The sequence below is a fragment of the Microcoleus sp. OTE_8_concoct_300 genome (assembly GCF_031383065.1).
In the GTDB taxonomy this organism is placed as follows: domain Bacteria; phylum Cyanobacteriota; class Cyanobacteriia; order Cyanobacteriales; family Microcoleaceae; genus Microcoleus.
Genome location: NZ_JANMZH010000047.1, coordinates 1 through 1,028 on the forward strand (window position 1 = coordinate 1; position 1,028 = coordinate 1,028).

Annotated in this window: 1 protein-coding gene; it reads right to left on the bottom strand. The window is 51.0% G+C overall.

Features of this window, described 5'->3' with window-relative positions:
* Positions 1-989 (bottom strand): phosphoribosylformylglycinamidine cyclo-ligase (purM, locus tag ACUVJL_RS02325; RefSeq protein ID WP_445244369.1); only part of this gene is annotated, 989 nt, incomplete at its 3' end.
* Positions 990-1,028 lie beyond the last annotated feature (39 nt).

Here is a 1,028-nt window from a genome sequence, read left to right on the forward strand (position 1 = left end):
ACTTCGCCGATCGCCCAAGCACCAATTCCCTGAGATTCAAACCATTTAACAGCCTGTTCGAGTTCCCTGGGAGCGACCAACAGCACAAACCCAATCCCCATATTAAAAGTATTGAACATATCTGCTGTGGCAACTTGGCCCGCTTCAGCAATCCACTGGAAAACTGGCAAATTTGGCCAGCTATTGCTATCAATTTTCACAGATTGATTGGCTGCCAAACAGCGGGGCAAATTTTCCGGCAAACCGCCGCCTGTAATGTGAGCCATGCCGTGAATTTCTAAACCGCTCTTAATTGCTTCGAGGACTGGTTTCACATAAATTTTAGTCGGAGTTAGCAGGACTTCTCCTAAACTTTTGCCGCCTAAGTGTTCGGGTTGGGAATCCCAATCAAAACCTCGATCGCCCGCAATTTTTCTCACCAAACTAAAACCGTTGCTGTGCACGCCCGAACTTGCCAGTCCCACAGCCACATCTCCCACCTGCACCCGCGAACCGTCCAACAATAGGCTCTTTTCGACAATACCCACGCAAAACCCCGCCAAATCGTACTCACCCGAAGAGTAAAAACCGGGCATTTCTGCTGTTTCCCCTCCAAGCAAAGCACAGCCGGCTTGCTTGCAACCGTCAGCAATCCCGGCCACCACGGCAGCTAATTGTTCGGGATTTAACTTTCCCGTCGCTAAATAATCGAGAAAAAAGAGGGGTTCGGCCCCGGAGGTAAGCACGTCGTTGACGCACATCGCCACCAAGTCGATACCTACCGTGTCGTGCCGATCGAGATTGTGGGCCAATTTCAACTTAGTCCCAACGCCGTCAGTACCCGAAACCATCACCGGCTCTTTTAAACCCTCCGGGACGCTGAAAAACCCGCTAAACCCGCCGAATCCGCCCAAAACTCCGGATCGGTGCGTGCTCTTGACCATACTCCCGATGCGCGAGACAAAAGCTCTGCCCGCCTCAACATCCACACCTGCTTCTCGATAATCCATAAGTCCGCCAAATCGATTTCTAATTTTTAGTTTATTCCC